Source organism: Anaerotignum faecicola, assembly GCA_024460105.1.
Classification (GTDB): domain Bacteria; phylum Bacillota; class Clostridia; order Lachnospirales; family Anaerotignaceae; genus JANFXS01.
The window spans coordinates 126,302-152,440 of the sequence record JANFXS010000006.1; the positions used below are offsets into that span (position 1 = coordinate 126,302).

Here is a 26,139-nt window from a genome sequence, read left to right on the forward strand (position 1 = left end):
CGGTAAACATAAAATTTTTTCACTAAAAATGCCGGGGCGCATACTTATATAGCCGTGCCATGCACATTGCGGCAGAGTTTTGTTTCGATTGGCAACATATTTAAAATGGTTTGGCTCATGGGTTTCGCAGGATATTCTGCTGCTGTCGGTCTTAACGCATTCACTATTACTTTTTTTGCCTTTGCCAATGGCATTTTACCGTTTTCGGCCAATAATATAGGCGACGGAAAAATGGAAAGGGTAAAGAAAGGCTACGGCGCAGGCGTTGTATTAGCTTTAATTGCAGAAGTTACGTTTTTTACAGCGTTTTTATTTTTCGCTGAAAATATGATTTATATTTTTACGAGCTATAATAGTAATGTTGTATTAAAAACAGGAATTGAATTTTTGCAGAGCGTTTAGCCGTTTTATTTTATTATATCGGTTAAACTTATGGTAACAGTGTGCTGATTGGTGAGGGAGCGACGCTCCGGTTTATGGCATCGACGTTTTCCGATCTGCTTTTAAGGGTTGCGCTTGCTTATGTTTTATCTGTGGATTTAGGCGTTGCGGGAATATGGCTGTCGCGGCCGATATAGGCTGAACAGTTTGCGGCTGTACTTTCGGTTATATTCTGCATAAGCGGATGCCGAAAAAAACGGATTGTATAAAAATGCAGTTGGAGGAAATATTGTGGAAGTGAGTATAATAATGCCTGTTTGCAACAGCCAAAAGTATATTTTTAGAGCTGTCAAATCTGCTGTAAATCAGGATTTTGACAGTTTTGAACTTATAATTGTCGATTATGGCAGCGTAGACGACAGCAGGCTAATTTGCGCACAGTTTGAGAAAAAATATAATAATGTAAAAATTATAGACTGTACCGAAAGGAACATATATTCGGCTTTAAACAAGGGAATAAAGGAAGCCGCAGGAGTGTTTGTTATATTTGCATTATGCGAGGGATTTTATTATAACGATTACATTAAGTCTTTATATTTGAAGCAGAAAGAAACAAGAGCCGATATTATTGTTTTTGGCGCTAAAATTATAGATACTGTCAGAAAAAAAGAACTGATTTTTTTGCCTGAAGAATATTATGGAAATACAGCCGGTTTTTTCGAATATTATAAAAATATTTACTCTGATAATTACAAGAATATTAACATGATATGCGGAAAACTTTTTAAAAAAGAAATTTTGGAAAAAAATTATATTAAATTTCCGGAGTATGATTCAAACGGGCATGAGGAATTTATATACAATTATTTGGCGGTTTGCAAATCTGTTTCCCAGAGCCGCGCATGTATATATGATTTGTATGTTTATCCTCCCGAAAGTATTGACACCGATATTACGCCGTTTTATGAACTTGCGGAGTACAGGCTTAAATTATTTGAGAAGGAAGGTATTGAACTAAACAGCGAATTGGAATACTCATTTAGGGTGTATTCGGCTGTTGAGGCGGTATTATACGACATATGTTCGGACAAAGGGTTGTCATTAAGGGAAAAAAAGAGGCTGATCCGCAAAGTGTTTGAAAACAGTTCGGTTGAAAGCGGAATTAAAAAGTATGCCCCGTTTAACAGGGAAGAAAAATGGATTAAGTTTTTTATGGACAACAGGCTTTTCCTGTTTACATATATATTTATACTAATGTATTTAAAGAAGAACTTTATATATAATTTTTAGAAAGAGAGTATTTTGTTATGATAGAAGTCCGTAATATTAGACTGAGTCCAGACGACGATAAAACGGAAATTCTGGATAAGGCATGCAGGAAGCTCCGCATAGATAAAAAAAATGTAAAAAAATGGTTTATACTAAAAGAATCTCTTGATGCAAGAAACAAAGGGAATATATTTTTTATTTATACTGCATGTTTTGACATGCTTAATGAAAATAAAATACTTAAAAATATTAAAAATAAAGATGTTTTAAAATTTGAAGAAGAAAATACCGAGCGGTACGGCAATATAAAATGCGAAACAAGGCCGGTTGTGGTCGGTTTCGGACCGGCCGGGATATTTGCGGCAATGACGCTTGCAGAGATGGGATTTAAGCCGATTGTGCTGGAAAGGGGCGCCGACGTCGATCAAAGGGTAAAAGACGTTGAAAAATTTTGGAATGAAGGAATACTCTCGACCGAATCAAACGTACAGTTCGGAGAGGGAGGAGCCGGAACGTTTTCCGACGGTAAACTGACTTCAAGAGGAAAAGACAAAAGGGCGGGAAGAGTGTTTAAGGCGTTTGTTGAAAACGGGGCTCCGCCGGAAATTTTATACGCGCATAATCCGCACATAGGAACCGATTTGCTTAGGAATGTTGTTAAAAATATGCGTGAAAAAATCATAGCTTGCGGCGGCGAGGTGCGTTTTTTTTCAAAGGCGACAGATATAGCGGTTGAAAACGGGAAAGTAATGTATGTGGAAGTTAATAATTCTGAAAGAATATATTGCCGCGATCTTATATTGGCCATAGGCCACAGCGCAAGGGATACATTTGAGATGCTTTATAGAAATAACGCCGTTTTGTCTCAAAAACCTTTTGCGATGGGAGTAAGGATTGAACACAGCCAAAACAGTATAGATAAGGCGCAGTTTGGAAATTTTGCGGGAACTGGCAATCTTGGCCCGGCTGAATACAAGCTTACAAGCCGTTCTTCAGACGGCCGTGGGGTATATACTTTTTGTATGTGCCCGGGCGGATATGTAGTTGCGGCTGCAAGCGAGGAAGGAATGGTATGTGTTAACGGCATGAGCAATTACAACAGGGGCGGAGAAAATGCCAACAGTGCGGTTCTTGTGCAGATAGGCCCGGAGGATTTCGGAAGCGGACATCCGCTTGCAGGCATGTATCTCCAAAGGGAAATAGAAAAAAAAGCTTTCATAGCCGGCGGAGGCAGATATAACGCTCCGGCACAAAGGCTTGGAGAGTTTTTAGGGAATAAGTATGAAGAAAACGATAGTTTTGTCCGGCATACATATAGGCCGGGGATTACCATGTGCAATCTAAATGATGTTTTACCAAAGTTTATGTGTTCGGCATTAAAAGAAGGAATTGCAGGCATGGCAAAAAAGCTTAAAGGATTTGACGACGTCGGCGCTCTTGTTACTGCCGTTGAAAGCAGGAGTTCTTCTCCTGTAAGGATTGAACGCGAAAATGAAACTTTTGAAAGCCTTTGGGCTAAAGGCCTTTATCCTGTCGGTGAAGGGGCAGGGTACGCCGGCGGGATTGTATCGTCTGCAATTGACGGGATTAAAGCGGCCGAAAAAATTTACTGTAAATATAAAATATAATTTCAGTGAATACTTTGGTTTTAGAAGATAATCGAAAATCAATTAGGATTTTATATTTAAAACAGTTGTAATTGCGATACAGTGCTAGATGGGGTATTGCGCTGATTTTGTTGGATAATTTACTGAAACGCAATATGGCTGTAATAGTTTTGCCGAAATTACAGTTTTATTTTCTATATGACCGTATTGGCTTATTGGCGTTATTTATGTTTGGGGCGGATACGGTCTGAAAATTTTGGCGGTAAGATTTTGAAACACATTGTAAACACAGCTAATAAAATGATTAATCTGTTTTGCATGTATTGATATTTTTGGCGGATAAAATATTGAAAGGGTTACTGTTTTTGCCTTGAGGCAAGGAATATAAGTGGTGAGTTTATGAAAAGAGTGTTCAAAACAGATAACGGTATAATATATGAACTTGAAAATTTTGAAACAGATGTTTGGGTCAGCCTTACTGCTCCTAATATGGAGGAACTTTTGGAAGTATCGGGATACTATAACGTAAATATAAGCGATTTAAAGGCGGCTTTGGACGATGAGGAAAGCTCCAGGGTGCAGCTTGAGGACGGCTACACGGTTATAATAGTGGATATACCCTCGGTTGAAGTCAGAAATGAACAGTCGGCATATACGACAATACCATTGGGTATACTGCTTGTTAATAACGCAATTATAACAGTATGCGCTCATAATACGGACATACTAAACGGGTTTTATAAATTTTCCGTTAAAGGGTTCAGCACTAAAAAGAAACTTCGGTTTGTATATCAGATACTGCTGAGGACAACTAACCTGTATCAGGCGTACCTCAGGGTTATAGATAAAAAAAGGAGCGAGATAGAAAAAAGGATAGGCAGTACGACTACGGAAGACGAGGATCTTATCAACCTGCATGAACTTGAAACTAACCTTGTATATTTTGCAACGTCTTTAAGCGCAAACAGGATTGTTCTTGACAGACTTACAAGGTATGAAAGAATAAAGCAGTATCCCGAAGACAGGGAACTCCTTGACGATGTTATTGTGGAAAACAGGCAGGCTATGGAGATGACGAATATATATAAAGATATTATCCACGGCACAAGGGATTTAGTTTCAACCATTATTAACAACAGGCTTAATAACGCAATGAAATTTTTAACTTCCATAACCCTTGTTATGGCTATTCCGACTATAATATCGGGGATATACGGCATGAACGTAAGCGAGAACTGGATGCCTCTTTCACAAACGCCTTACGGCTTTTATATTATATGTTTTATAACTCTGCTTATTTGTTTTACCGTTTTGATGATACTGAAAAAAAGAAAAATGTTATAGGCTGAAATACCCTGTTTTACAGCATTTCAGCCAGTTCTGCAACAGTTTTCCATTATTTACAGCTTTAACATTGGAAATTCATATGTTATTATGATTGTGTAATAAAGATGTAACAAATAAATCACAAATATTTAATATATGCATTCCATGGAAAAGCGGCTGATAAGAGGAGGACAATTAAAATGAAAAAACTTAACATGGCATTAATAACGGCAGTTACAACATTATCTTTAACAGTACCCACATTTGCAGCTCCGGTTAAAACAAATGTATTTAATAATACAAAATTAAATTATTTAACGGCTGTTACGGAAAAAGGTTTATGCAATTTTGAAAATAAAGCGGATTTGCTTGAATATCTTATTAAAAAATGTATAACAAGCGGTACGCAGAAGCCGGGCTCAGGCAACGGCGGAAATACGCAGAGACCGGATACGGACAATAACGGAAATACGCAGAAACCGGATACGGACAATAACGGAAATACGCAGAAACCGGGAACAGACAATAACGGAAATACGCAGAAACCGGATACAGACAACGGCGGAAATACGCAGAAACCGGATACAGACAACAATGGAAATACGCAGAAACCGGATACAGACAACAATGGAAATACGCAGAAACCGGATACAGACAACAATGGAAATACGCAGAAACCGGGCTCAGGCAATAATCAGGACACTTCATCTTCAAGCTATGCCCAGAGGGTTGTTGAGCTTGTAAATATTGAAAGGGCAAAAGAAGGATTAAGCCCGCTTACAATGGACAGCAAAATTTCTGCCGCCGCTGCTGTAAGAGCGGAAGAAATAAAAACGACATTTTCACATACCCGTCCAAACGGGACGTCATGTTTCACGGCTCTTGACCAGGCAGGCGTATCATACAGGGGCGCGGGCGAAAATATTGCAAGCGGACAGAGGACGCCTGAAGAAGTTGTTACGGCATGGATGAATTCCGAAGGCCACAGAAAAAATATAATGAACGCAAACTTTAAAAATATAGGCGTTGCCTACAGCAACAGGGCTTGGGTTCAGCTGTTTACATATTAATCATAAGAAGTTAGAATATTGAAGCCTGCAAAATTAAAAGAAAAATAAGCGGTATGCTTAGTTCAGACAAATTGAATATAGTCATGTTGTTTCACCATATTATAAAAGCCCGAATTTAATTTCGGGCTGTTCTTTAATTTATAGAGGTAAACCAATGCCGTATAAATTATATTCGGAAATGAAAAACGGGATTGAATTTTATCGTTTTGTATAAACCTAACGGATGTGGAACAATATTAAAAAGATATTGTATTAGATAAAAAATCTGATTAATAATGCGTGCAGCGGTTTATTTTTATTGACAAATCCGAATTATTATTGTAAAATGTTTGAAGTATCGGGGTGTGGCGTAGCTTGGTAGCGCGCATGAATGGGGTTCATGAGGTCGCAAGTTCAAATCTTGTCACCCCGATTGTATAAAGAAAGGCTGCATGCTGTTAACGGTTTGCAGCCTTTTTGTATATTTAAAGTATTTTCAAATAAAATTAAACAGTACAAATTTCATATTTTAAGTTGCGGGAATTTTAAGTATAAAACTTGTTATGCGAAAAAGAACAGACTTAAAAAGCCAATATCCGTTCAAAAGGATATTGGCTTTTTTTAAATAAAAATCTGAAGTATTATTGCTGCGGATTAAACAGATTCGGTTTAAGGCTTTGACAGAGATTTTCAGTTTAAATCGACACCGATATTGTTCTTGCAGAACTGTCCCAAGATGTATTGCCTATTGAGGAAAGCTGTATTATCGTTTGGCCGCCTATGTTATATGACAGTATTTCTGCAAATTCTCCTGTTGCTTCGTCATATAAATAAGCGGTTATATCTGTATTTTGAATTTCGTATGTTTCGGTTGGATTTTCCGACAACGACGGTTCAATGCTTTTTTCAATATTGCGTTTTATGCTCAGCTCCCTTGAATTTTCGTCCCAGTCAATATCAAAACCGTATTTGTCAAGACTTTCCGCAACAATATATGTAGCGCCGTTATAATTAAATGAAGGTATAAAATTTCCGTTTAAATATGCTTTTATATCGCTTAAAGATGTTTTTTCGACGTTTTTAGTAACAGACGGCTCTGTTGGCTGTGAAGCAGGCGACGCATACGGGCATATTCCGTTTGGGTGCAGGTGTGCCGAATAACCGTGATGATAGTGGTAGTAGCCGAGGCCGCTTACATTTTTATTATCTCTGTGGCCGCCGTTTGCATCGGTCCTTCCGCTGTGTGCAAACGCTGACATTGAAATAATAAGAGTAAATGCTATTGCCGTGAACGATAATTTCAACAATTTTTTCATAACAGACCCTCCCTATAAATACAACATGATTTATGATATAATATCACAGATAGAGAAATATATCAATATGTGTTATAAATTTAATAAAAACATAATTTGTGATATATAATGGCCGTAAATTTGCATTGGAATATAAAAAAGTATTAATAAATTGCGCTGTATTAAGACGAAGGATTTAAGTCAGCCACTAATATGTTGATTTGTATAGTTTTTATATTAACACATGGTTTTTGTGAATAAACCTATTAATTGGGGATTTTTCCCCGATTAGAGCATTTAAACAATTTTATATAGTTGGTATTCTATCTTTAGAAACTATCTTGAGATAGGTGGTTATATCTTTGGACAGCAAAAGTTTAGGGAAGAAACTAAGGGCACATAGGGCAAGATGCGGATGGAATATCGAGAAATGCTCTGAAATGATAGGCATAAGTACGAAATATTTATCGAATATAGAACGCGGCGACAAAGTGCCTAAACTGGAAACATTCATAAAAATCCTCAACACATTGAACGCATCCGCCGACGATATGCTTCAAGACAGCCTAACGGTTGGTTATGAAGCCAAAAGCAATGATATTATAAGGAAACTTAACGCACTTGATGTTTCCAAAAGGAAGCAGGCGCTGGACATTTTAGACAGCGTAATTATGTCACTGAAAGAAAACTAAAAGCCCTTGAGTGGAGAACTCATGGGCTTTTAGTTTTGCGGTTTATTTTATAAGCCTGTAAAAAAATTTGCAGGCCTGATTTATATTTAAGAAATTTTGCCCGGCCTGTTTTATTTGATATTTTTTTAAGGCACAATTTTGATTATTTATATAATTTTTGCTTGGATAGTCCCTTATTTAGGATTCTAACTGCGAAAACGTATATCCCTATGCGTCGTAGACATTATTTTCTTTAATTCAGAAATACAGATGCAAAATATTAGTGAAGCAAATTTATTTTTTGTATAACTAAACTTAAATTTGACAAATTTATTGTTCTTAATGCAAAAATAAGTAACTGATTTCATAAAACTTAACTTTATAAATTAAATGTTAATACGAATATAAGTTGAAATAGCGCCTGTAAAAAGATATAATTATGTAAAAAGTTGACAGACAGTACAATATATTTGAGAAAGGAAGGATGTTTGTGCTTAAAAAAGGGCAAAAAATCAAATTAGGCGATTATATTTCCGACGGGGCGTTCAGCCTTGAAATTACGGCGAAAATTGTCAACGCCGAAACGGATATAACATGTTTCGGCGTTGATTCGGACGGTAAACTTTCCGACGACAGGTATTTTGTATTTTATAATCAGCCGTCATCGCCGGAAAATGCTATAACAATGCAGGCGTCAAGTGAAAAAACAACTTTTTTTGTGGACAGGAATAAACTCCCTTCGTCAATTAACAAACTCGTTTTCTCAATAACTGCCGACGGAAGTGCGGATATGAGCGGTATTTCGATTGGAACAATGAAACTTAAGCAAAACGGGGCGGATATTGAAGCGTATGAATTTAGCGGTTCTGATTTCAGCCATGAAAAAGCGGTTATATTATGCGAGATTTATAATAAGGATAATGTATGGCGTATGTCTATGGTGGCAAGCGGCTTTAACGGAGGATTAAGCGCGCTGCTTTCGCATTTCGGCGGCGAAGAAGTTAAGCCGGATTCAGGAGCCGGGAACTCTTCTGCGGAAGAAATCAATACGGTTCCTATAAACGCCGCGGAACAAAAACAGGAACAAAACGCCGAGCCGAAAAAGGGAAAAGTAAGCCTTAAAAAAAGCGGGGATTCTCATAAAATAAGCCTTAAAAAAGACGGCGGCAATAAAGCCATACATGTTAATCTTAACTGGGACAACATAACAAAAGGTTTTCTCGGAGTTAAAAGTTCTGTCGATCTTGATTTGGCGTGTATGTTTAAGCTTAAAAACGGCATGAAAGGCGTTATACAGGCTCTGGGAAACAGTTTCGGTTCAAAGGATTTCCTGCCGTTTATTTTTCTTGACGGCGACGACAGGAGCGGAAACGCCGCAAAAGGCGAAAATATGTACTTTTACAAGCCTGAAACGATTGAATTTGCAGTTGTTTTCGCATACATATACGAGGGTGTGCCTAATTGGGGAAAAACAAACGCCGTCGTAACAATAAAACAAGAAGGGGAAAGCGACATAGAGGTTGACGTTTCCAGTAAAAACACAAAGGACAGATTTTGTGTTATAGCGTCGTTCAAAGATAATGGAAACGGTTTAACTGTTACTAAGGAAGAAAAATATTTTCCCGGCCACAGGGAAGTTGATAAAAATTACGGCTTTGGGTTTTCATGGGTTGCAGGCAGAAAATAATTCGGAAGCGTAATTAGGATTCAAATATATTGTAAAGGGGATAGTCATATTGAAAACTGATTTTTTAAACGAGGCTATGAAAATTAAAGAAGAAATTATTTCTTGGCGAAGAAAACTTCATACTATGCCTGAAATCGGCCTCAATCTGCCGAATACGGTTGATTTTATAAAAAAAGCGCTTGATGAAATGGGAATAAAATATGAAGTAATTGCAGGCGGTTCGTGTATAGTATGCCTGTTAGGAAAAGGGGAACGTTGTTTCATGCTAAGGAGCGATATTGACGGACTTCCTATAGCCGAAGAAACGGGGCTGGAGTTTGCCTCCGAAAACGGATGTATGCATGCCTGCGGACATGATATGCATGCGGCAACTCTGTTGGGCGCCGCCAAAATTCTGAAGGAGCATGAAAATGAGCTGAAAGGCGTTGTCAAACTTCTTTTTCAGGCGGGAGAAGAAACATTCAGCGGGGCAAAAGCGGCAATCGGATGCGGCGTTATGGAAAATCCCAAGGTAGATGCGGCGTTTGCAATGCATGTATTTTCGGCGGTGCCTTACGGCAGAATTATTTATGGCAGTAATCCTATGGCGGGCGTATACGGATTTAAAATAAAGCTTACGGGCCGCGGCGGACATGGTTCCGAGCCTGAAAAATGTATTGATCCGATAAATACGGGAGTTCATATTCATCTCGCTCTCCAGGAAATTGTATCAAGGGAGTCGTCGCCTCTTAATCCGGTGGCTATTACGATAGGAAAGTTTGAAGCCGGCCATGCGGCCAACATTATACCTGAATATGCCGAATTACAGGGAACAATGAGATTTTTTGATAAAAATACGGCCGATTATATAATAAAGCGTATTAACGAAGTTGTTAAATCAGTTGCCGAAACTTACAGGACAAAAGCGGAAATTGAAGTTTTAAGCTATGTGCCGAGTGTAAAATGCAGTCCTGAATTTATAGATGAAGCGCTTAATTCCATACATGAAATACTGCCTGATATAAGCGCCGTACCTGAATTTAATATAATGGGTTCTGAGGATTTTGCTTTTATTTCGGACATTGTTCCGGCAGTATATTTTGGAATGGGAGCGGCGGTTGACGGCAGGGACGATCTTCCGCGGCAGCATAACCCAAAAGCGAAGTTTAACGACGAATGTCTTTCGATGTGTTCGGCGATATATGCTAATGTTGCTGTAAATTGGCTCGCTAATCATTAATTTAATCTGTTTTTGCACGACGAAACGGTCGAACTGTGTTTATTTATATGGGAATTCTAAAATTTTCCTGATATAAACGCCGGTTCGGCCATTTAATGTATTGATGTTTTTAATGGTTAAAAAATTTAAACCGCTGAATGAACTTATTTAAGAAACGCATAAAAAACACATGCTTGTTCGGAAATAATTTATATTTAACTGGACGATAATGCAATGATTGAAGCAGATTTTAATTAAAAGAACATTTTGCGCTGCTGTTTTGCGGCGCTTTTTTACGAACATAGTTTTATTTTGCGATAATATAAGCGGGATTAAGAAAATTAAATCATTTTTATTAAAGTTTTTTATCAGTAAATGTATAGTTTTGTAATTTTATTTCGTTTAATAGAAGATATTGCGTTTTTCATATATACTGTAGTATAATTTTAATATATAAGTTAATTAATAATTTGCTTTTAACAAATTAAAAAGATCATAGTTTTGCAAAAAAGCTATCAATATATGATAAGGGCATACACGGTTGAGAACCGCATTATCGGCATAACAGCTGCGTCAAAAGTATTTGACGCAGCTTTGGTTGCGCCTTGCATACTTTTTCCTTGTGCTTAAATTGCTGACGACATTCTCAACTTTTTGACTCCGCATGGAGGAATTTTTTGCTGTTCAAAGTGCAAATATTCAGGCTTGACCATAGGAAAGTTTACGAACCGTATGAGAATCGCGGCACGTAACGTTACCCAATGTGGAAATCAAGAGTTCAGTCAATTATTTGCCGTGCAAAAGAGCAGAAAAATTTACCTTATGGAGCGTATATGCTCTTGTAAACTTAATGCAAAACGGGCTGAAAAATATTCAAGCTTTAAAAATAATATGAATGGCACATTGTTAAATATATCAGCTGTTCAGTGAATTATGCCGGTTATATTACGGGTATGATATTTTGAAATTTTAGTTGAATTTTTTATTAAGGGGGTAATTCAATATATTTTTTAAGTTATTTAATTAAAATTCGGCAAAGGGGGCTGTTGTTTTTTGTATGTTTATGCGGCTGAAAATTTAGGCTTGATTTTAAATCTATTTTTGCGGCTGTAATTCAGTAAAAAATTGTGAACACAAAGAGTAGTTGATAAAAATGGATAAAAGGGTTTGCAAAACGGAGGTATTTACATATGAAAAGCATAAAATCAAAAATTCTTGTTTCCATGATTTTAACAGTGATAATATCCTTGGCTATAGTCGGCGGCTCTGCATGCGCGCTGAGTTATTTGGGCACGCAATCGGCTCTTGAGGCAAGTATGAAAGAAATGGCGGAGGTTGCCGCGGACCGTGTTTCATATGAATTAAAAGCATATAAGAACATTGCCGGCGAAACCGGAAATATTGAAAGATTATCCAGTTCCGACACATCGTTAAAAGAGAAAAAAGATATTTTGCAGGAAAAATTGGATAAATATGGTTTTCAAAGATATAACTTGCTGAACACAAAAGGGATTAGTCTGATAGACGGAGAAAATTACAGCGATAGAGAATATTTTACGGCAGCATTGAACGGGGATGTATACGTATCGGAGCCCCTTGTATCTTCCGTAACAGGGGAATTAACAATAATCGTAGCCGCGCCTGTTTGGGAAAACGGCGAAATGGGAGGCCGTGTTTCAGGCGTCGTTTATTTTGTGCCGAAAGAAACATTTTTAAATGACATTGTAAGCTCATTGCAGGTCAGTGAAGGCGGCTCTGCATATATGCTTGATTCTGATGGAAATACGATTGCGCATCAAAATATTGAAAATGTACGAAATAAAGAAAATACGATTCGTGATGCGGAATCTGATTCTTCTTTGGAGCCGCTTGCAGAGATTGAAACTTTGATGATTTCCGGGGTGTCGGGATTCAGCCAATATAGATACGGCGGCGTTAGTAAATTTACTGCTTATGCCCCTGTTCCTGACACAAACGGCTGGAGCATTGCAATAAACGCGCCTGTTTCTGATTTTACCGACGAAACTATTGCAGGTATTATTGTAACTATTTTGTTAATGATAGCCGCGGCTGTTGTTGCGTTTTTTATAGCTTTGCGTATTGCCGTTGGGATTGGAAAACCTATTGAGGCATGTGCAAAGAGGCTAAGGCTTCTTTCCGAAGGCGATTTAGACACGCCTGTTCCTGATTTTAAACGTAATGATGAAGTCGGTGAGCTTGTATCTTCCACTAATACTATTGTTAGTTCGCTCAGCATAATGATTAAGGATATAAGTTTTCTGCTTGGGGAAATGGGATCCGGAAATTTTGTAATAACTTCTAAAGCAGCAGACGTTTATATTGGTGATTTCACTGCTATTTTGGAATCGTTTAGGCAGATAAGGGATAGATTAAGCGACACATTACTGCAAATAAACGCAAGCGCCGAACAGATTGCGGCAGGAGCGTCTCAGGTGTCTGATGGGGCGCAGGCCCTTGCGCAGGGGGCCACGGAACAGGCAAGCTCAGTGGAAGAACTGGCCGCAACTGCAAATGAAATTTCGAACAGTGCTAAAGAAACTGCCGTTATTTCTAATGAGTCACGGGAGCATGCAGAGATGGCCGGGAAACAGATTGACGCAAGCAATAAGCAGATGGCTCAAATGACGGCGGCAATGGCTGAAATTACGGAATCTTCTAAAAAAATAAGCAAAATAATAGCGACGATTGAGGAAATTGCTTTCCAGACAAATATATTAGCGCTTAATGCCGCTGTCGAGGCGGCACGGGCAGGAAGCGCCGGAAAAGGTTTTGCGGTGGTTGCCGATGAAGTGCGCAATTTGGCGGCAAAATCCGACGAAGCGGCTAAGGCGACAAAAGAACTGATTGAGGATTCTATTAAAGCTGTCAGAAACGGCAATTCTATTGTAAGCGAAGTTACGGATTCTCTCGATAAAACAACGGAACTTGCAGGTATGGCGGTAGGCGACATGGAAAAAGTTGCTTATGACGTGGAAAATGAAGTAACAGCTATTTCGCAGATAACTATTGGGCTGGATCAAATATCCTCTGTTGTTCAGACAAATTCTGCAACAAGCGAGGAATCGGCTGCCGCAAGCGAGGAACTTTCTTCGCAAGCGCAGGTACTTAAAGATTTGGTAAGTCAGTTCAGACTTCCGGCGGACAGGTATTGACACAATACGGTTAAGCAACAACATAATGAATGATGTATTTAAGCGGCATGATTATATTGTACTGCCGCTTTTATTTATATATTGTTATATTTAGTCTGCAACAGATTATTGATTTTGGAAATGTACTGTTATAAACTTATCATAAATAATAAATTTGAAGGGAGTGTATTTATATGAAAAAGGTATTGGTAATATTTTTGGCGGCAAGTATACTGCTTATACAGAATGTTTTCGGGGCTGAAAGTATTGGAAGTACAAATGCAGACGGAATTAATATACTGCCCGCTGTCGACAGCGCTACAAAAACCGGATATATTAAGTTTGCAGATGGATCGGAAGAAGCTATAGACGATAATTATACCGCTTTATTTATTAACGGCTCTTTGATTAAAGATGCAAAAGTTCTATTCAGGCATGGAACTACGCTTGTTCCTGTAAGAATCATATCGGAATATTTTGATTCGGTTGTTAAATGGGATTTAGAAACAAATAGAATATCAATAAGCAACGGAAATGATACTATTGTAATGGAAATAGGAAATAAACATGCAAAAATTAACGACAGGGAAGTTTTGATGGACGAACCGCCTGTTATTTTTGAAGATTTTACATATGTACCGGTGAGATTTATCTCGGAAGCGTTGGGAGTTAATATTGAATATTCCGACGGAAAATATTTAGAAACAACTTATATAATACCAAGGATACGTCATATTATGGTGAGCGGATATAGTGAAAGCTTGAATCCGATAACAAGCGATCAGAGCGTTAAAATTGTAAAACAGCAGCTTATTACCGCATATGAAAACAGGTATGGAGAATATACGCCGGATAAAAGGGGGGACAATAAAGACGGTGATTATTGGTATGACATTATAGAAGGCTTGGAGGTATCCAGGGAAAACGACAGATATTATGTGATACCGGTTGTATATGACTTTTGGGTTGATAAGTATACAGGGGATGTGTATACTTTTTATAACGGCCAGTTAATGGTTATAAGCAAATTTAATCCATTGTCGCCTGGAGCTTTGGCGTTTGCAGGATGAAGAAAATATATTTATTTCATGCTTCAGGCGAAAGGTCGCGCTTAAAAGCACATGCCTAAGAATTTGTAATTTAAACGGATTATTTGGAATATGCCGCATTTTAAATCTTTAAAAACATATATAGTATGCGTTTTTTAACGGACAAAAATTTTTTCATATTTTAAAAATCTAACTGTAATCTAACTTATGTTTTTTTATAATTTGACCATAACCTAAGACGTCAGGTTTAAAAATAAAATCATTATTACATGGAGGAATTTAATATGAAAAAATTATTAGCGGGAATTTTAACAGGAGCGGCAGTTTTATCATCATTTACAGGAGTTGCGTTTGCAGCCGACAAAGAAACGGATATGGCCAACATAGCGGCTGAAACAACAGAAGCGGCAGTTATTACGATAGCAACGAAGGACGGAGTTATTGATGCTGATAAAATAAGCTTTATTAATTTAATCCCGTTGGAAAACGGCGATTATGAAGTCCAGTTTGAATTAAAAGAGGACGGAGCGGCGGAAGGCGGAAGCGTTAAAGCTATGGCAAAGATAGTTGATATTAACGAACTTGAAGGCGGCTCTGCCGAATACAGCAAGATGCAGGTTATAGAAAAAGCAGAATGATTTATATGCTCCGGCCGAAAGGCCGGAGTTTTAAAATGTCTACGGGGGTCAACTAATGAAAATACTTCTTGTTGAAGATGAAACATTGCTTTCAAACGTAGTTTCAAAAGGTTTGAGAAAACTCGGATATGCGGTTGATACTGCTTTTGATGGGGAAGAAGCATGTTTTTATTATGAAACTAACGAATATGATTTGATAATACTTGACTTAAATCTCCCGGTTATTGATGGGATCGATGTTTTAAGCAGGATCAGAGAAAATGACAATAAAACAAAAGTTCTTATATTGTCAGCAAGAAGTTCTGTAGAGGAACGGGTTTTGGGTCTTGACAGCGGAGCAAACGACTATTTGGTTAAGCCGTTTGATTTTATGGAACTTTCGGCCCGTGTACGTTCACTTTTACGACGGGATTTTGTTTTAAAAGAAAATGTATTAAAATGTGGGGAAATATGCCTAGACATGGCAAAAAAGACTGTTGAAATATCCGGAAATCAGATAAAGCTTACTAAGAAAGAATATTCTATTTTGGAATATTTGATGTTGAATAAAAACAGAATCCTAAGTGCGGAAAAAATAATTGAGCATGTTTGGGAAAGCGACGCAGATCTTTTTTCAAATGCTTTTAAGTTCCATATATATTCGTTAAAAAAGAAGCTTAATGAAGCGTCGGCATCATCAGATTTGATTAAAAATATCAGAGGGCAAGGTTATATTATAAAGGATCCGGAGGATAAAAGTGTTTAAAAATTTGTCTTTGAAACTTAGGCTTACTTTAATAACGGCCGCTGTAATTGCGGCTGTTTCAATTATTTTAACCGTAACTTCAATATATAATGCCAACGGCACATGGGCGCTGATGGCGGATTCCGCCGTTATCAGCTTTGATACGTCGGAGGCGGCTGATAGTTTCAGCGAAGAGGCAGAAACGGATGTTGAAAGATCTGTTTCAATAACGGGAACAGACTTTGTATCACCGGAAAATGACGGGCAAAGCCAGCCTTTTGTTGAAATGAAACCTATAACGATTGCTATTGAAAAACAAAGGTTTAAACTTAACAGCTTTATTTACATGGCCGTCATTATAGTTTTAGGGACGGCGGCGTCATATTTTGTTATCGGCAGGGCGTTAAAGCCCATAACGTCGTTAAGCAAAACAATAAGCGGGATAAATCAATCCAACATGTCAATGAGGATAAATGATATATATGCAAATGACGAAGTAGGAAGTTTGGCAGTTTCTTTTAATAATATGATGGACAGGCTTGACGAGTCGTTTGCTAAACAGAAACAGTTTTCCGTCAACGCGGCGCACGAGCTTAAAACGCCGCTTGCAACGATAAAAGCTGCCATTCAGGTGCTTAATATAGACGAAAACCCGACGAACGAAGATTACAGGGAAACGATAGAAACTACCGGAAAAGCCGTGGACAGGCTGATTAATCTTGTGGATGATCTGCTTCGTTTAACAGATGTAAATGATGAAAGCGCAAAAGACGCTATTAATATATGTGAACTTTTCAATGAAATAAGAACCGAACTTTTATATAAAACTAAAAGTAAGAATGTATCAATTATAACCCGGAATGAGCCGTATGAAATAAGTTTTTACGGAAACAGGAGACTGATATACAGAGCAGTTTTTAATGTTGCGGAGAATGCAGTTAAATATAACAGAAATAACGGAAAAGTGATTTTAAGCTGCTATACGGAAGAAGGCAAAGTTTTTATAACTATAGAGGATACAGGGATAGGAATACCTGAAAAAGAGATTGAAAACATATTTGAACCTCTGTACCGTGTCGATAAATCAAGGAACAGGAAAATTAGCGGGGCAGGATTGGGGCTTTCAATAGTTAAAGCCATAATCGAAAAGGACGGCGGCACAATTAAAGTTAAAAGCAGTGAAAATGAAGGAACAACATTTACGCTTGGTTTTCCGTTGGGAATTGAAAATGGGAACGGCAGCAATGAAATGTAAAAATAATTTGCAGATAATCGCACAAATGTGATACTATCTAATTAAACATAGTTCATAAGTATAATTAGAGGTGGTATATTTGTCAAAAACTTTATCGGAAATGATTGCAGACGATATATATTCAATGATAGCCGTTGAAAACCGCTTTAAACCGGGGGACAAGCTTCCGAATGAAAATGATTTTTCAAAAGAGCTGAATATAAATCGTTCGACATTGAGGGAGGCCAACAGGATACTCGTTACAAGAAATGTGCTTGAAATAAAACGTGGGAAAGGCACTTTTGTAAGGAATGATTTCGGAAAGAGGAAGGGCGACGCATTTTCTGCTTTAACAACTGAAACTTCAAGCGTTCAGGAAGTTTTTGAGATGAGAATGGTAATAGAGCCCGAGTCGGCATATTATGCTACGCTGAGGGCAACTGAAAGTGAGATTAAAAATATATTGGCTCTTGGTGAAAAACTAGAACAAAAAATACGGGATGATGAAGATAGGGTTGATGAAGAAATAGAATTTCACAAAGCTATTGCAAAGGCAACCCATAATTCTTTTATGAACAGGCTTATACCGGTTCTTCTTCAAGCGGTGTACCTTGGCGTGGTAAAAACTCAGCACGATGAATATATAAGGATCAATACTTTAAAGGATCATCGGCTTATTATGGATTTTATGGAAAACCGCGACGCTGAGGGTGCAAGGAACGCCATGCGTCTTCATATGGTGCATGCGTCGAAACCATGGGGAAAGAATTAAATAATGTTGGACAACTTATTGACAGCGGACAACAATCCTGTTATAATTTACCTGTAAATATTACATGGCTTTTGCTGTCAAGCTTTTAAAAAGCCGCGTTCAAAGAGAAAGGGGAATTCGATAATGAGAAAAATTACAGTGCCGGAAATTATGGAAACAAAAACAAACGGACGAAAAATAACGCTTATTACATGCTATGACTATACATCGGCAACTATTGTTGAAAAAAGCGATATTGAAATGATTTTAATCGGCGACTCAATGGGAATGACTATGCTTGGTTATGATGGAACTGTGGGAGTTACGGTTGATGATATTATACATCACGGCAAAACGGTTAGAAGAGGGGCTCCGACTACTTTTATTATCGGCGACATGCCTTTCGGTTCTTATAATGTGTCGGTTGAACAGGGCGTTGCAAGCGCAAACCGTTTATTTATGGAGATAGGCTGCGATGCTATAAAGCTTGAAGGCGGCAAAAGGTCTGCGGCAGTTATAAAGGGCATTGTTGAAGCCGGTATACCTGTATGCGGGCATATTGGCCTTACTCCGCAGACTTCGAGTATGATGGGCGGTTTCAAAGTACAGGGCAAGAGCATGGAAGCTGTGGAATCGCTTCTTGAAGATGCGAAAGCTATAGAAGCAGCCGGGGCATTTATGGTTATGGTGGAAGGCGTTCCTGTTTCCGTAACAAAATACATAAGAGATAACATTAATATCCCTATTATTGGAATTGGAGCAGGAAAAGAATGTGAAGCCCAGGCGCTTGTTATGCACGATATGCTCGGATATAACGAGTGGGTTCCAAAATTTGCCAAGAAGTATGCAAATCTTGGCCCTCAGATGCTTGAGGCATTTAATGAATATCATAAGGAAGTGGCTGAAGGCACATTCCCGACTCCTGAATATTCATACAATGCAAAGGTTGAAGGCTTAGATAAATAAAAGGCTGATTTCAGACATATATGTGTGAACGGTATAAATTTAATCCGTTTACGCATATATGTTTTTTTATTGCAGAAAAGAGCGGCAAAGCATGAGAATACGAGCGGCAGTTTTCTTATTTTTAAAATTATTAATTAAAAAAAGGCAATTTGTAAGAAGAATATCAACTTTTTTGTAAGAATTGTATTTTATAATACAAATATCATAAAAAAACATTTATAAAAAACGAGGTGCGATAAAAGTGAAAAAGAAAAAAATTGTTATTGCAGTAGCTTTGTTAGCCGTTGCCGCCGTCGGTATAAAGGCGTTTGCAGGCATGAATTCAAACAAGGAAACAGGCGTGCAGGTCTTAGCGGGGACTGCACAGAAAAAGGATATTGAAGAACTTTTAACGCTTAAAGCCCCTTTGGAAGGAACGGAAAGTATAGACGTTGTTTCCAGGCTGCATTATGAGATAACGTCTATATATGTAAAAGAGGGCGACAGGGTAAAAGCCGGGCAGGTAATAGCGGAGCTTGACCCCAAAGACCTTGAAGAGGAAATAGAAAAATTGAGGGATAATCTTGAACTTTTAAGAATTCAGTATAATGAAACCAATGCGAAAATAAGCGACGATTATAATAATGCGGAAATAAAGCTGAACAAAACTTTGGAAGATTCGCAAAGAGAATATGAAGGCGCATTGGAAACACTTGAAGAAGCGCAAAAAGAATATGACAGGATCAAAAGCCTTTACGAAGGCGGCGGCGAAACAAAGGCAAACTTTGAAGCGGCCGAAACAAAACTGAGCCAGGCTCAACGGGCTGTGGACGCATTTACTGTAGAAAACGGAAAGGTTGTCGCAACACAGGCGCAGCTTGACGATTTAAAAAATTCAGGCGTAAACACAACCGCCGCTTCAACAGCTAAAAGTATTGAAATTGCAGAGAAGGAACTTGAAAGAAAAATGCAGGATTTAGAGGACTGCAAAATTAAGAGTTCTATTGACGGCACAGTTACAAGGGTTAATGCTAAAGTAGGCCGATTCGCAGACGAGGTCGGAAATACAGACAACGTGCCTATGTTTACTATAGAAAATATAGACGTTCTTAAAATGGATGTGGATGTAAGCGAGTACGATATAGGGAAAATAGCCGTTGGGCAAAATGTAACAATCGGAGCGGACATACTCGGAGATAAAACTGTAAAAGGTTCGGTTTCAAGGATTTCTCCTACAGGGGAAGAAAAAAGCGGAACAAGCGAAAGATTTATACCTATACAAATTGATGTTGATGGTAATGAAAGCGGCCTAATAGCCGGTATTAACGCAACGGCAAAAGTTCAGGTTGCAAAATCGGAAGGCGCGATTGTGGTTCCGATTGAGGCAATATTTGACAATAATGACGGTACATATGCAGTTATAAAAATAAAAGAAGATAATACGCTGGAAAAGGTGCCGGTTGAACTGGGAGTTGAGTCTGTGCTTGATATTGAGATCATCAGCGATAAGGTTCAGGAAAACGACAGGATCGTACTTAGCCCAACTCCAGACTTAACAGACGGAATGAGTGTGATCGTAAGTGAATGAGATAATTAAAATATCGCATCTGGAAAAATATTATGATACCGGCGCAATTCAGGTCCATGCCCTTAAAGATATAAATTTAACTATAGAAGAAGGGGAGTATGTCGCTATAATGGGACAGTCGGGATCGGGAAAATCGACTTTAATGAATATACTCGGCTGTCTCGATAAGCCGAGCGGAGGCCTCTATGAACTTGACGGCATTGATATATCAAAGCAGTCGCAGCGTCAGCTTTCGTATATCAGGAATAAAAAGATAGGGTTTGTTTTTCAGTCTTTTAATCTGATCCCGCGTACTACGGCAATTAAAAATGTTGAACTTCCCATGATATATGCAAAAGTTGGCAGCAGTGAAAGGCGAAAAAGAGCTGTGGAACTTTTGGAAAAGGTTGGCCTTGGGGCAAGGATAAACCATATGCCGAATGAAATTTCAGGCGGGCAGAAACAAAGGATTGCTATTGCAAGAGCCCTTGCAAACAAGCCGTCTATACTTTTGGCGGACGAACCTACGGGAAACCTAGACACGGCAAGTTCTGTCGAAATAATGGAGCTTTTTACACAGCTTAATAAAGAAGGAGTTACTGTAATTGTTGTTACGCACGAGGACGATATAGCCGAGTTTACAAAAAGGGTTATACGTTTCAGGGATGGGCAGATAATCGATGACAAAAGGAGGGACGTATAATAATGCTTATTTTTGAAAATATAAAACTGGCGTTTTCTGCTATAAGGGCAAATAAAATGCGTTCTTTCCTGACTATGCTCGGAATGATTATAGGCATAAGTTCAGTCATTGCCATTGTGTCTATGGGACAGACAATGAGAAGCGTTATAGCCGATGAATATAAAAATATCGGAACAAACCTCGGTTATACATATATTATGAGCCCGGATGGATATTATACAGACAGCATGAATTTTAGTTTGGATGATATTAAAGATATAAAAGAAGTGTTCGGTGATGATATTGAATATATAAGCGCTTGCGATGGCGCTTCAACAAAGCTGACATCTGGAAGAAAAAACATTGATGCATATATTTATGGTTTGGCGGAGAATCCGTCGTCATATAAAGATCTTAAAATTATTTACGGAAAAATGTTCAGCAACCTTGACATAATAAATGCCCGGCCATATATCATAATAGAAAAAGATACGGCTAAAGAAATGTTTGGCACAGAAAATGCCGTTGGCAAAACGTTAAGAACAACAATAAATAATGAAGTTTATGATTTAACTGTCACAGGGATTTACGAAAACACAGATTCCGCTCTTATGAAACTTATGAGCGGCGGCGGGAGTGCACGCGCAACAACATATGTGCCGGAAACAACAATTTTTTCACAAGGAGATTCCCTGTACTGGCAGGTTTATACTATGTATTCCGATAATATTTCGGCTGATGTTTTTAAAGAGAAGCTTACTAGGTATATATCAAAGGCCAAGAATGTACCTATTGAAAATGTTGTGTATCATACTGCCCAAGAGGAAATGGGAATGATGGACAGCATGATGGGAACACTTTCCATGATAGTCGGCGCTATTGCCGCTATTTCGCTTGTTGTAGGCGGCATAGGGATTATGAATATAATGCTTGTGTCTGTAACCGAAAGAACAAGGGAAATAGGCATAAGAAAAGCTCTTGGGGCGCGTACGGAGGATATAATGCTTCAGTTTCTTGTGGAAAGCGCCTTAATATCTGCGGCGGGCGGCATTATTGGCACTGCCCTCGGCGTTGGCGTTGTAGCCGTCGGCGGTATGGTTGTTGGGATTGGCGTTGTCGTTAATCCGGGCGTTGTGTTAATGGCCGTTGGATTTTCTGCCGTTGTAGGCATATTCTTTGGTTTGTATCCTGCAAGTAAAGCCGCAAAGGCAGATCCTATAACAGCTCTTAGATATGAATAAGAGGGTGAAAAACATTAAAAAAATTAAAGTGTTTTTTATAATTGCAGCGGCAGCAGTGGTTTTTGTACTGCATGAATATAAACATACTTTTACGGTTGAGAAGTGGCTTAACAGCGATATAAGAGTTGATATGGTTGACGATATGCTTGAAAAATATGATTTGCATGGAATGACCAAAAAAGAAATTATATCATTGCTTGGCGACGAAACGCAAGATGCATATTTCAAAGAGGATAACAATATGGTTTACTGGCTTGGGCCTGAAAGGGGGCTGATTAGTATAGACAGCGAATGGCTTGTAATTGTCTTTGAAAATGGAATTGTTGCTGATTATTACATAACATGTGATTAAATTTATGCAACCATACATATGCTTATAAACTTATAAAATAGAAAAACTCCTTTAAATTTATATATTTAAAGGGGTTTTTGTTAAGGAATCATATTGTTATAAGCTTGGCTTAGCAAAAGATGTATTTGTATGTATATTTACTTTCTATTTGCGGCTGGAAAATAATATTTAAAACGAATATTGATTTTTAGATAAAATTATAATTTTTAATTATATGTAGGAACACTATTTCAAAAGACCTTCTTCTTCGAGTATTTCACCTACCCATTTTGCGGCTGTTGCAACAACGCGGGTGCATCCGTTTGGTCCGTGGCCGCCGGCTTCAAGGAAAGCGGCCTTTTCCTCAGGCACATACATTTTATAGCTTTTGCCGTAAAGCTTTTCCTGTATTTCCGAACATTTGAAGGAACCGAATTCTTTTTCAAACTTTTCAAGTATTTTCCTGGAAACCATTGTCATTTCATTTTTGACGTCGTTTCCCTCCGTTGTTGAAAAATTATTCCAATCGCGGCCTTTAAAAGCGCCTAACGCAAGTATAGCTCCTGTGCATGCTCCGCAAGTGTTGCCGGAAGCGGCGACGCCGCCGGCCATTGCTGTGGCAGCCTGAAATAAATTGTCGCTTATATTTCCGATGTTGGTTTTGACGGAACCCAGTACGCATTGACAGCATCCGCCGTTATTCTCCTCATATTTATATGCTGTGTCATAAAGTTTTTGTGAAAGGTTTTGATCTGGCATATTGTACTCCTCCTTAAATTTATTGTTATTTTTATTTAATCCTTTCAAGTATTTCATTCAGCAGGCAGTTGGCAACTTCAGCTTTGCTCATTAATTCAAGCTGTTTTTCGCTGTCTTTAGTTATTATAGTAACTACGTTTGTATTTCCTCCGAATCCTGCTCCTGACTGTTTAAGGTTATTTGCAACAATCATGTCTATGTTTTTCTTTAAGAGCTTTTGTCTTGAGTTTTCAAGCATATTTTCGGTTTCCATTGAAAAACCGCATATAAACTGGCCGTTTCTCCTGTTTTCACCTATATATTTTATTATATCGGGGTTCCTTTCAAGCTCAAGAGTCATATCTGTGTCTTTTTTCTTGATTTTTTCACTGGCGGCATTTTTAGGCCGGTAATCCGCAACAGCGGCTGATTTGATTATTATATCGTTTTCGGCGTATTTTTCTTTAAACGCCTCAAACATTTCAACGGCGCTTGTAACATTTATAACTTTAATATAGTCCGGCGCCTTCAGGTTTGTTCTGCCGCTTACAAGGGTCACGTCCGCTCCTCTGTATGCGGCGGCGGAAGCTATTTCATATCCCATTTTCCCGGTGGAATGATTGCTTATGTACCGTACCGGATCTATGGCTTCCTGTGTGGGGCCGGCGCTTACTATAACTTTAAGGCCTTTCATATCCTTCGGATACATAATTTCGCGTTTAATATAGTCGACCAATATTTCTTCTGAAGGCATTTTGCCGTCGCCGGTATCGCCGCAGGCAAGATAGCCGCTGTCGGGCTTTATAATTTCAAAATTATATTGTTTCAGCTTTTTAATATTGTCTTGCACTATCGGGTTGTTGTACATAGCCGTATTCATAGCAGGGGCAACTATAATCCTGCATCTCATGGCTAGGGCGCTTGTTGTAAGCATATCGTCAGCTATACCGTTTGCAAGTTTTCCTATAACATCTGCGCTTGCCGGAGCTATAAGCATAACGTCGGCTTTTTTCCCCAACGATACATGGGCTACGTGAAATTGGAAATTTCTATCGAATGTATCTACAAGACATTTATTGCCTGTCAATGTTTCAAATGTAATAGGGTTAATAAAATTGACGGCGTTTTTTGTCATGATAACATGTACGTCTGCGTTAAGCTTTTTCAGCATGCTTACGCAGTTTGCCATTTTGTATGCGGCAATTCCGCCTGTTACTCCTACTGCAACTGTTTTGCCTGTAAGCATAGTATACACCTCGTTTTGATTGAATAAATATTTGCCTATATGCTGATTATATCAAATATATACGTTTTCTTCTACTAAAGCAAGCCGTTTTATGCATTATTTGTTTAAAAGTATGTTCATTTGACTTTTTTAGCGGTTTTTAATACAATATAGTTAAATGATAAGGATGGTGATTTGCTTGAACGATAATGATTTCAGGGATTTGCAAAATTATAAAATTGACATAGCAAGCGGCAAAAAAGAAAAATATAAAAAAGAGCGTGTTAACAAGGATGAAAAAGAACCTAAAACGGCAATATGGTGGATGATAATGATATTTTGCATAGTTTACGGCGTACAGATTGTATACAATGCAATGGTTACAGGTGGTTAATTAACTTAGTTTTTGATTTTAATGAATTATATTGTTAAAACGGAAGTAATATAATGTAAAAAGGGGGTAGTGCGTATGGTTGGCATAACTGTTATAGGCTGCGGGCCGGCCGGAATTTCGGCCGCTATATATGCTGCAAGGGCGGGCGTAGAAGTTACTGTTGTTGGAACTGGTAAAACTGCTCTAAAAAAGGCCCATAAAATAGAAAACTACTATGGTTTTTCATCTCCCGTAACAGGCGAATTCCTATTTAATGAAGGAATTAAACAAGCTAAAGCCCTTGGAGTTGGTTTTGTGATGGAGGAGGTTGTAGGCATTGGTTTTGGACGGGAATCAGGGTATGAAGTTACAACAACCGGACGTAAGTTTGAAACAAGGAGCATTGTAATTGCAACCGGAAGCCAAAGGACGGCTCCTCCTGTTAAAGGCCTAAAGGAATTTGAAGGTTCGGGGGTAAGTTACTGTGCCGTATGCGACGGGTTCTTTTTCCGCGGTAAAAACCTTGCGGTGTTAGGTAACGGACAATATGCTGTGCATGAGGCGCTTGAACTTATTTCTGTTGCAAAAAGCGTTACAATCCTGACTGACGGGAAAGAAATGGAAGTTGAAGTTCCGGAGGGCATAGAAGTCAATAGGCTTGAGATTGAAGAAATTTACGGCAACGGAAAAGTTGAAAGCGTGCATTTTAAAGACGGCTCGGTAATTGACGTTTGCGGTGTGTTCGTAGCGGCCGGAGTGGCCGGAAGCGGGGATCTTGCAAGGAAACTTGGGGTAGCGCTTAACGGCAGTAAGATTTCTGTTAACGAACATATGGAAACTAATGTGCCACTGGTATATGCTGCCGGCGATTGCACTGGAGGTATGTTGCAGATTGCAAAGGCGGTTTATGAAGGCGCTATAGCCGGAAGCGAAGCGGCAAAAGCGGTTAAAAGCGAGATGCGGCGTTAGAATATGATATGTTTGCTATAAAAGGTATTTAGAAAAA

At 38.5% G+C, this 26,139-nt stretch carries 24 protein-coding genes, 1 tRNA gene and 1 pseudogene; 23 read left to right on the plus strand and 3 right to left on the minus strand.

Features of this window, described 5'->3' with window-relative positions; translation table 11 throughout:
• Positions 1–117 precede the first annotated feature (117 nt).
• The 7 genes and pseudogenes from NE664_10730 (at position 118) to NE664_10760 (ending at position 6,065) form a co-directional block, all read left to right on the plus strand.
• The gene (locus NE664_10730; GenBank protein MCQ4727118.1) at positions 118–402 is read left to right on the plus strand and encodes an MATE family efflux transporter; all 285 of its coding nucleotides are present in this window, start codon (positions 118–120) and stop codon (positions 400–402) included.
• A 270-nt stretch (positions 403–672) separates the two neighbouring features.
• Positions 673–1,671, plus strand: a complete 999-nt coding sequence (locus NE664_10735) for a glycosyltransferase (GenBank protein ID MCQ4727119.1) — start codon at positions 673–675, stop codon at positions 1,669–1,671.
• A 17-nt stretch (positions 1,672–1,688) separates the two neighbouring features.
• Positions 1,689–3,278: a hypothetical protein gene (locus NE664_10740; GenBank protein MCQ4727120.1), complete on the plus strand. Its 1,590-nt coding sequence runs from the start codon at positions 1,689–1,691 to the stop codon at positions 3,276–3,278.
• Between the two features lie 378 nt (positions 3,279–3,656).
• The gene (locus NE664_10745; GenBank protein MCQ4727121.1) at positions 3,657–4,601 is read left to right on the plus strand and encodes a magnesium transporter CorA family protein; all 945 of its coding nucleotides are present in this window, start codon (positions 3,657–3,659) and stop codon (positions 4,599–4,601) included.
• Between the two features lie 392 nt (positions 4,602–4,993).
• Positions 4,994–5,248: pseudogene (locus tag NE664_10750) on the plus strand (hypothetical protein).
• An 81-nt stretch (positions 5,249–5,329) separates the two neighbouring features.
• Positions 5,330–5,653, plus strand: a complete 324-nt coding sequence (locus NE664_10755; GenBank protein MCQ4727122.1) for a CAP domain-containing protein — start codon at positions 5,330–5,332, stop codon at positions 5,651–5,653.
• Between the two features lie 338 nt (positions 5,654–5,991).
• Positions 5,992–6,065, plus strand: a tRNA-Pro gene (locus NE664_10760).
• Between the two features lie 262 nt (positions 6,066–6,327).
• Here NE664_10760 and NE664_10765 read toward each other — a convergent pair.
• Complete coding sequence (locus tag NE664_10765; protein MCQ4727123.1) at positions 6,328–6,948, minus strand: YHYH domain-containing protein; 621 nt, start codon at positions 6,946–6,948, stop codon at positions 6,328–6,330.
• 341 nt (positions 6,949–7,289) lie between these two features.
• On the opposite strand from NE664_10765, the gene NE664_10770 reads away from it, so the two are divergent.
• The 14 genes from NE664_10770 (at position 7,290) to NE664_10835 (ending at position 22,818) form a co-directional block, all read left to right on the plus strand.
• Positions 7,290–7,619 carry a helix-turn-helix domain-containing protein gene (locus NE664_10770; GenBank protein ID MCQ4727124.1) on the plus strand — a complete coding sequence of 110 codons (330 nt, stop codon included), beginning with the start codon at positions 7,290–7,292 and terminating at the stop codon, positions 7,617–7,619.
• Between the two features lie 469 nt (positions 7,620–8,088).
• Positions 8,089–9,285 (plus strand): TerD family protein, encoded by a 1,197-nt coding sequence (locus NE664_10775; protein ID MCQ4727125.1) that lies wholly within the window; start codon positions 8,089–8,091, stop codon positions 9,283–9,285.
• A gap of 49 nt (positions 9,286–9,334) precedes the next feature.
• Positions 9,335–10,504 carry a M20 family metallopeptidase gene (locus tag NE664_10780; protein ID MCQ4727126.1) on the plus strand — a complete coding sequence of 390 codons (1,170 nt, stop codon included), beginning with the start codon at positions 9,335–9,337 and terminating at the stop codon, positions 10,502–10,504.
• Positions 10,505–11,673: 1,169 nt separating this feature from the next.
• Positions 11,674–13,656 carry a methyl-accepting chemotaxis protein gene (locus tag NE664_10785; protein ID MCQ4727127.1) on the plus strand — a complete coding sequence of 661 codons (1,983 nt, stop codon included), beginning with the start codon at positions 11,674–11,676 and terminating at the stop codon, positions 13,654–13,656.
• 173 nt (positions 13,657–13,829) lie between these two features.
• The gene (locus NE664_10790) at positions 13,830–14,705 is read left to right on the plus strand and encodes a copper amine oxidase N-terminal domain-containing protein (GenBank protein MCQ4727128.1); all 876 of its coding nucleotides are present in this window, start codon (positions 13,830–13,832) and stop codon (positions 14,703–14,705) included.
• Positions 14,706–14,968: 263 nt separating this feature from the next.
• The gene (locus tag NE664_10795; protein ID MCQ4727129.1) at positions 14,969–15,322 is read left to right on the plus strand and encodes a hypothetical protein; all 354 of its coding nucleotides are present in this window, start codon (positions 14,969–14,971) and stop codon (positions 15,320–15,322) included.
• A 55-nt stretch (positions 15,323–15,377) separates the two neighbouring features.
• On the plus strand, positions 15,378–16,067 hold the full coding sequence (locus tag NE664_10800; protein MCQ4727130.1) for a response regulator transcription factor: 690 nt from the start codon (positions 15,378–15,380) through the stop codon (positions 16,065–16,067).
• Entirely contained in the window at positions 16,060–17,301 is a 1,242-nt protein-coding gene (locus tag NE664_10805; GenBank protein MCQ4727131.1) for a HAMP domain-containing histidine kinase, read from the plus strand. Before NE664_10800 ends, NE664_10805 begins: the two co-directional genes overlap by 8 nt.
• A 70-nt stretch (positions 17,302–17,371) precedes the next feature.
• On the plus strand, positions 17,372–18,052 hold the full coding sequence (locus NE664_10810; GenBank protein ID MCQ4727132.1) for a FadR family transcriptional regulator: 681 nt from the start codon (positions 17,372–17,374) through the stop codon (positions 18,050–18,052).
• Between the two features lie 123 nt (positions 18,053–18,175).
• Complete coding sequence (gene panB / locus NE664_10815; GenBank protein MCQ4727133.1) at positions 18,176–18,997, plus strand: 3-methyl-2-oxobutanoate hydroxymethyltransferase; 822 nt, start codon at positions 18,176–18,178, stop codon at positions 18,995–18,997.
• A 241-nt stretch (positions 18,998–19,238) separates the two neighbouring features.
• Positions 19,239–20,564, plus strand: a complete 1,326-nt coding sequence (locus NE664_10820) for an efflux RND transporter periplasmic adaptor subunit (GenBank protein MCQ4727134.1) — start codon at positions 19,239–19,241, stop codon at positions 20,562–20,564.
• Between the two features lie 10 nt (positions 20,565–20,574).
• On the plus strand, positions 20,575–21,246 hold the full coding sequence (locus NE664_10825) for an ABC transporter ATP-binding protein (protein ID MCQ4727135.1): 672 nt from the start codon (positions 20,575–20,577) through the stop codon (positions 21,244–21,246).
• A 2-nt stretch (positions 21,247–21,248) separates the two neighbouring features.
• A complete protein-coding gene (locus NE664_10830; protein MCQ4727136.1) occupies positions 21,249–22,466 on the plus strand; it encodes an ABC transporter permease in 1,218 nt (405 codons plus the stop codon).
• Positions 22,467–22,470: 4 nt separating this feature from the next.
• On the plus strand, positions 22,471–22,818 hold the full coding sequence (locus NE664_10835) for a hypothetical protein (protein MCQ4727137.1): 348 nt from the start codon (positions 22,471–22,473) through the stop codon (positions 22,816–22,818).
• 225 nt (positions 22,819–23,043) lie between these two features.
• Here the strand turns inward: NE664_10835 and NE664_10840 are convergent, their stop codons facing one another.
• Together NE664_10840 and coaBC are read right to left on the minus strand one after the other, a co-directional pair.
• A complete protein-coding gene (locus NE664_10840) occupies positions 23,044–23,556 on the minus strand; it encodes a C-GCAxxG-C-C family protein (GenBank protein ID MCQ4727138.1) in 513 nt (170 codons plus the stop codon).
• A gap of 31 nt (positions 23,557–23,587) precedes the next feature.
• Positions 23,588–24,781: a bifunctional phosphopantothenoylcysteine decarboxylase/phosphopantothenate--cysteine ligase CoaBC gene (gene coaBC / locus NE664_10845; protein ID MCQ4727139.1), complete on the minus strand. Its 1,194-nt coding sequence runs from the start codon at positions 24,779–24,781 to the stop codon at positions 23,588–23,590.
• Positions 24,782–24,959: 178 nt separating this feature from the next.
• On the opposite strand from coaBC, the gene NE664_10850 reads away from it, so the two are divergent.
• Entirely contained in the window at positions 24,960–25,154 is a 195-nt protein-coding gene (locus tag NE664_10850; GenBank protein MCQ4727140.1) for a hypothetical protein, read from the plus strand.
• Between the two features lie 75 nt (positions 25,155–25,229).
• The gene (locus tag NE664_10855; GenBank protein MCQ4727141.1) at positions 25,230–26,102 is read left to right on the plus strand and encodes an NAD(P)/FAD-dependent oxidoreductase; all 873 of its coding nucleotides are present in this window, start codon (positions 25,230–25,232) and stop codon (positions 26,100–26,102) included.
• Positions 26,103–26,139 lie beyond the last annotated feature (37 nt).